At 70.9% G+C, this 5,565-nt stretch carries 8 protein-coding genes; 5 read left to right on the top strand and 3 right to left on the bottom strand.

What is annotated here, in order from left to right; translation table 11 throughout:
* The 3 genes from RDU12_RS15880 to RDU12_RS11925 all read left to right on the top strand — a co-directional run.
* Window positions 1-50, top strand: a 50-nt coding sequence (locus RDU12_RS15880) for a DUF1674 domain-containing protein (RefSeq protein WP_374990216.1), incomplete at its 5' end; no start/stop codon positions are given.
* Window positions 51-121: 71 nt separating this feature from the next.
* Window positions 122-607, top strand: coding sequence for a hypothetical protein (locus RDU12_RS11930; RefSeq protein ID WP_300293650.1), 486 nt, complete (start codon window positions 122-124; stop codon window positions 605-607).
* A gap of 287 nt (window positions 608-894) precedes the next feature.
* Window positions 895-1,518: a hypothetical protein gene (locus RDU12_RS11925; RefSeq protein WP_308684784.1), complete on the top strand. Its 624-nt coding sequence runs from the start codon at window positions 895-897 to the stop codon at window positions 1,516-1,518.
* Window positions 1,519-1,527: 9 nt separating this feature from the next.
* Here the strand turns inward: RDU12_RS11925 and pyrF are convergent, their stop codons facing one another.
* Window positions 1,528-2,247, bottom strand: a complete 720-nt coding sequence (gene pyrF / locus RDU12_RS11920; protein ID WP_308684786.1) for an orotidine-5'-phosphate decarboxylase — start codon at window positions 2,245-2,247, stop codon at window positions 1,528-1,530.
* Window positions 2,248-2,350: 103 nt separating this feature from the next.
* Between pyrF and RDU12_RS11915 the strand changes: the two genes are divergently transcribed.
* Window positions 2,351-3,049, top strand: a complete 699-nt coding sequence (locus RDU12_RS11915) for a MarC family protein (protein ID WP_300293275.1) — start codon at window positions 2,351-2,353, stop codon at window positions 3,047-3,049.
* Window positions 3,050-3,056: 7 nt separating this feature from the next.
* On the opposite strand, the gene RDU12_RS11910 is transcribed toward RDU12_RS11915, so the two are convergent.
* Both RDU12_RS11910 and RDU12_RS11905 read right to left on the bottom strand, forming a co-directional pair.
* Window positions 3,057-3,863: an SDR family oxidoreductase gene (locus tag RDU12_RS11910; protein WP_308684782.1), complete on the bottom strand. Its 807-nt coding sequence runs from the start codon at window positions 3,861-3,863 to the stop codon at window positions 3,057-3,059.
* Window positions 3,860-4,330: an Rrf2 family transcriptional regulator gene (locus tag RDU12_RS11905; protein WP_300292682.1), complete on the bottom strand. Its 471-nt coding sequence runs from the start codon at window positions 4,328-4,330 to the stop codon at window positions 3,860-3,862. The genes RDU12_RS11910 and RDU12_RS11905 overlap by 4 nt, the downstream gene beginning before the upstream one ends.
* A 187-nt stretch (window positions 4,331-4,517) precedes the next feature.
* Between RDU12_RS11905 and RDU12_RS11900 the strand changes: the two genes are divergently transcribed.
* Window positions 4,518-5,565: KUP/HAK/KT family potassium transporter (locus tag RDU12_RS11900; RefSeq protein WP_308684780.1), on the top strand; the 1,048-nt coding region annotated here is incomplete at its 3' end.

Genomic DNA, 5,565 nt, shown 5'->3' with positions numbered 1-5,565 from the left:
CGACCCGCTACGGCGACTGGGAGAAGAAGGGCCTGGCGGTCGATTTCTGAGGCCGGAGAACGCCCCGAACGAACCCGGGCGGGCGAACAGCGTTAACCCTGACGCACAGGAGTTCGCCGCCATGATCCGCACCCTCGCCGCCGCCGGCCTTTTCCTGGCCGCCCTCGTCCCGATCGGTGCGGCCGGCGGCGCGGCGGCCCAGACCTGGGGCCAGCCCGTCTATGTCGGTCCCTACGGCCGGGTCGTCGGCGGCACGCCCCTGTCCGAGGTCGAGACCCGGTCCTACGTCAACACCGGCCGCTGGGCCGACGGCTATTCCGATCAGGTCTACGTCTATGTGCCGGCCCCGGTGTACGGCCGCAGCGACGGTCGCGGCCGGGGCTACGGCTCTGGCTACGTCTACGGTCGGCAGGGCTACGGTTACGACCGCCACGACCATGGCCGCTACGGCTACGGCCGGTACGAGCCCCGTCCGCATCAAGGCTACCGCGACGTCTGGGGCTACAACGACGACCGCCATCCGTCGGCGCGCGGCGGATCCCACCGCCGATCCCGCTACGACCACCGCGATTGCGGTTGCGGCGACGTCTATCTGTACGACCGCTGAGGCCGGATACGGTTAATTTTGACGCCGTCCGGGGAATGCCGGGGCCTGGATTTCGCCCCCTCGGTGCAATCTGAACCCTTTTATTTCCAGTGACTTAGAAGGTCTCCAGTATCGGAGTCCGTCTCATGCGCGTGTTAACCCTTTCCGCCGTCGCCGTCGCTCTGCTCGCGGCCGGACCCGCCCTCGCCGGCGACCCGAGAGGGGGCGGCCGCCCCGGCGGTCCCTGTTGCGCTCCGCCCCCGCCTCCCCCGCCGTGCTGCAGCCATGGCGGCGGCGGCTCGCACAATGTGAACGTCAATGTGAACGCCAACGCCAGCGCGCAGGCCTTCGCCGGGGCCTCGGCGAGCGCCTACCTCAACGCCCGCGCCTACAGCGTCGACAACGGCCGCCGCGGCGGCTTCGGCGGCGGCACGGTCTATGTCGGTGGCGGCGGTTACGGCGGCGACATGGTCGGCTACGGCTATGGCGCGCCGATCTATTACGACATCGACCGTCGCGTGGTCGCCTGCGCCAGCGCCCCGTTCGGCTATGTGGTCACCGGCTTCGGCCGCGACGGCCGCCGCCCGCCCTCCTGCGGCCGCCATTTCGAATACGAGGACCGCGGTTCCGACCGCGGTGGCCGCTACGGCTATAGCGAGCGTCACGACCGCTATGAGGAGCGGTCGTACGAAAGCTACGAAAGCTACGAGGAATACGGGAGCTTCGAGGCTTACGAAGAGTACGGGGCCTATTCGGACTACGATCGGCGCGACGACTGCGACTGCCGCGATCCGGCTCCCTATCCGCCGGCCTATCTGCCCGAGCCGCCGCGCTACGAGCCCCCGGCCCGGTCGACGGAACGGCCGTATCGTCCCCGGCGGCAAGCGCCGCCGCGCCAGCAATACCGCCAGGAGCCCGGCGAGCGCGGCTAGGGGCCGAACTCAGGGTCGGGCGAAGCCGTCGATCGACTCGACGATGGCCGAGGCCGCCAGCAGAGGATTGTCCGCCGCCACCACCGGCCGGGCCACCACCAGGTGGGTCGCGCCGGCCTGCAGCGCCGCGCGCGGGGTCGCCACGCGCTGCTGGTCGCCCTGGTCGGCGCCCTCGGGCCGCACCCCCGGGGTGACGATCAGGAAGTCCGGTCGCCCGGCCTCCTCGGCCAGCGCCTTGACCCGCGCCGCCTCCAGCGGGCTCGACACCACCCCGTCGACGCCGCAGTCCAGCGCCTGCCGCACCCGCCGCTCGACCAGATCGCTCGCCGTGAAGCCGTAGCCGATGTCGGTCAGGTCGGCGTCGGACAGGCTGGTGAGCACCGTCACCGCCAGCAGTTTCGTGCCCGTGCCCGCCGCGTCGCGCCCCTTGACGGCGCCGCGCATCACCTGCGGCTCGGCGTGGACGGTCAGCAGGTCGCAGCCGCCCTCGGCCACGGCCCGGGCCGCGCCCTCCACCTGGGCCCCGATGTCGTGCAGCTTCCAGTCCTGGAACACGGTCAGGCCGCGCGCCTTCAGCTCGTGGGCGAAGGCCACGCCGCCCGGACGGGCCAGCAGGGTCAGGCCGATCTTGTAGGCCGAGATCGTCCCCTCCAGCCGCTCCACCATGGCCCGCGCGGCCTCGATCGACGGCAGGTCGAGGCCGATGATCAGGCGGGGGTCGGTCAGCATCGGCGTCATGGCGTCGCTCCTCTGGCTCAGCTAGAACTGGACGCGCGGGCGGGCGTCAGCCTTGATGGCCGTGATCGGGTGAATTGCAGGGCGAGGTCAGCACATGGACGCGGTCGATCTGGGCGTCAACCTGTTCGTGGCCCTGTTCGCCCTGATGGACCCGATCGGCAACCTGCCGATCTTCGCCGCCGCCACGGCGGGCGCCTCGCTGCGCCAGCGCATCTCGGTCTCGGCCCTGATCTGCCTGTTCGCCGTGGTCTTCCTGGCCTTCTTCCTGTTCACCGGCCTGGGGCTGCTGCAGTTCTTCGGCATCTCCATGGCCGCCTTCCGCATCGCCGGCGGCATCCTGCTGCTGCTGCTCGGCCTCGACATGGTGCGCGAGGACTTCCTCAAGATGTTCGCCGACGCCGACGCCGCCTCCGACGCCCTCGACGTGCGCGGCTACGCCCGGCGCCGCTTCAAGCGGCTGATCGTGCCCTTCGCCATCCCGCTGGTGATCGGCCCGGGGGCCATTTCGACCGTCATCATCGTCGCCGGCGAGGGCGAGCAGATCGGCCCGGCCGGGACCGTGGCCGCCCTCGCGGCCATAGGCGCCGTCGGTTTCGTCAGCTTCGTCTGCTTCGCCCTGACCGGCCCGCTCAGCCGCCTGCTCGGCGACGTCGGCATGGCGGTGATCGTGCGCGTGCTGGGCCTGATCCTGTGCGCCCTGGCCATCCAGTTCATGCTGTCGGGCCTGTCCGAGGCCATCCCGGGCATGTTCAGCTCGATTGCGACGACGCCCTATCCGGAGGGCGGGCACTAGCCGTCGCTCAGATCCGCTTCAGCCGCTTCGCATGGCCGCCGACCATGGCCAGCGCCATCCGGTCCGGCAGGTGTTTGGCCAGCCCCGCCAGCAGATTGTTCATCGCCCCCGGCGTGACGCTCGGCCGGTTCGCCTCGCAGGCCGCGTAGCCGACCCGCGCCACATGGTCGGCGCCCTGCCACATCCAGCCCGGATAAGCCGCCGAGACCTCGGCGCGGGTGCCGTTGGCGTCGTGGAACTCGGTCAGGGTGTAGCCGGGGCACAGGGCGGTGACGTGCACCCCGGTCCCGCGCAGCTCGAGGTGAAGGCCCTGCGAGGCCTTGATGAGGAAGGACTTGATCGGCCCGTACAGGGTGTCGCCGCCGGTCGCCGGCATCCGCCCGGCCAGCGAGGCGACATTGAGGATGCGGCCATGGCCGCGCTCGACCATCCCGGGCGCGAACAGCCGCGCCAGCTCTATCGGCGCGGTCAGCATGACCCGGATCATGGCCGCGTGGGCCTCGGGGTCGGTCTGGAGAAAGCCGGCGGTGCGGCTGAAGCCCGCATTGTTGACCAGGGCGTCGACCGTCAGGCCGCGCGCCGCCACCGCCTCGAACAGCCGGCGCGGCGCGGCCGGGTCGGCGAGATCCTCCAGGATGACGGTCGCCGCCGCGCCCTGACCGGCCAGTTCAGCCGCCAGCGCCTTCAGCGGCCCCTCGCGGCGGGCGGTCAGGATCAGGTCCCAGCCTTCCGCCGCATAGACTCGCGCCAGGGCCGCGCCGATCCCGGCCGAGGCCCCGGTGATCAGAACCGTCCGGCGGACGCCGGATCTCACGCGGCGACGGGGCAGGACGAATGCGGCGCGAAGGCCGCCAGCGACGGCGGATCCTCGGCCAGCAGGTCGGCGATGGTGATCTTCGACAACGCCTCGCCCGCGGCCCGGTCGGCGGCGGTCAGGGCCTTGGCCACCTGACGCGGAATATGGGTGCTGACGGGACAGCCCTTGGCCCCGGCCGGCGGCGAGCCGAGATGGGCGCAGCCGTTCACCGCACGCAGCACTGTATCGAGGGTGATGGTCTCGGGCCGGTGCAGCAGCCAGGCCCCGCCCGAGGCCCCGGGCCGGGTGGCGATCAGTCCGGCCTTGGCCAGCAGCGCCGTCACCCGGCGCACCACCACCGGATTGGTCGGGATCGAGGCGGCCAGAACCGCGCTCGGCGCGGCCTCGGCCGGCGAGTAGGCGCCCTTGTGGGCCAGATAGGCCAGGGCGTGGGCGGCGACGGGAAAACGTTGGCTGTCGGACATGGCGTTGGCCTCAAGATAGGACGGCGGCGGCCCTTTCACAAACGGCGTAGTTTTCCGGAGGCCGCGGTCGTCGACCCTGCCGGACCCCTTCGCACTTGCGGTACGATTGAACCGGCGGACGAAAGGGCCTAAAGGCTCGCCGCTCGTTTGATGGGAACCGCGTCGTGCGGCGTCCCGGAGGCACTTCATGGTCGGGGCCCCTCCCCAAGGTGAAGACGGCAAGCCAGCCGCTGCGAACGCCACAAAACCCCAGGACAAATCCGTCGCCCCGCCCCACCCGCACCCCGCGGCGGCGGGCGAAGGCGGTCACGTCAAGGCCGGCAAATGGGGTCTGATCATCGGCGCCATCGGCGTGGTGTTCGGCGACATCGGCACCAGCCCGCTCTACGCCATGCGCGAGGCGCTGCACCACAGCCGCAGCGGCGGCACGGCCGAGCTGGCCGTGCTGGGCGTGGTCTCGCTGGTGTTCTGGGCCCTGATCCTGGTCGTGACCCTGAAGTACGTCGTCTTTCTGATGAAGGCCGACAACAAAGGCGAGGGCGGCACCCTGGCCCTGATGGCGCTGGCCCAGCGGGCCATGGGCCGCCGTTCGGGGCTGGTCTTCCTGCTCGGAGTCTGCGGCGCCGCCCTGTTCTACGGCGACGGGGTCATCACCCCGGCGATTTCGGTCGTCTCGGCGGTCGAGGGCCTGCGCGACGCGCCGGGCATCGGCGGCGCCCTCAGCCCCTTCGTCCTGCCGATCGCGGCCGGCATCCTGATCGCCCTGTTCATGATCCAGTCGCGCGGCACCGCCAGCGTGGCGCGCTATTTCGGTCCGCTGACGGCGATCTGGTTCCTGATCCTCGCGGGCCTCGGCCTGTGGCACATCTTCGACGACATCTCGATCCTGCGCGCCCTGTCGCCGCACTACGGCCTGCTGTTCCTGATCGACAACGGCTTCCTCGGTTTCGTCATTCTCGGCAGCGTCTTCCTGGCGGTGACCGGGGCCGAGGCGCTCTATGCCGACATGGGCCATTTCGGAAAGGCCCCGATCCGTCAGGGCTGGCTGATCTTCGTCCTGCCCTGCCTGACCCTCAACTATCTCGGCCAGGGCGCCCTGGTGCTTTCGGACCCCTCGGCGGCGATCAATCCGTTCTGGCGAATGGTGCCGGAGATCGCCTACTGGCCGGTTCTGCTCATGGCCACCATCGCCACCGTCATCGCCTCGCAGGCGCCGGTGATCACCGCCTGCGAGG

Source organism: Brevundimonas sp. (assembly GCF_031082345.1).
Lineage (GTDB): Bacteria > Pseudomonadota > Alphaproteobacteria > Caulobacterales > Caulobacteraceae > Brevundimonas.
This window is presented reverse-complemented; position numbering and strand designations above follow the sequence as displayed.

What these genes read in the sequence shown, in the direction of transcription:
- RDU12_RS11915 (WP_300293275.1), top strand. Translation starts at nt 2,351, where the DNA reads ATGGACGCGGTCGATCTGGGCGTCAACCTGTTCGTGGCCCTGTTCGCC.
- RDU12_RS11930 (WP_300293650.1), top strand. Translation starts at nt 122, where the DNA reads ATGATCCGCACCCTCGCCGCCGCCGGCCTTTTCCTGGCCGCCCTCGTC.
- pyrF (WP_308684786.1), bottom strand. Translation starts at nt 2,247, where the DNA reads ATGCTGACCGACCCCCGCCTGATCATCGGCCTCGACCTGCCGTCGATC.
- RDU12_RS11905 (WP_300292682.1), bottom strand. Translation starts at nt 4,330, where the DNA reads ATGTCCGACAGCCAACGTTTTCCCGTCGCCGCCCACGCCCTGGCCTAT.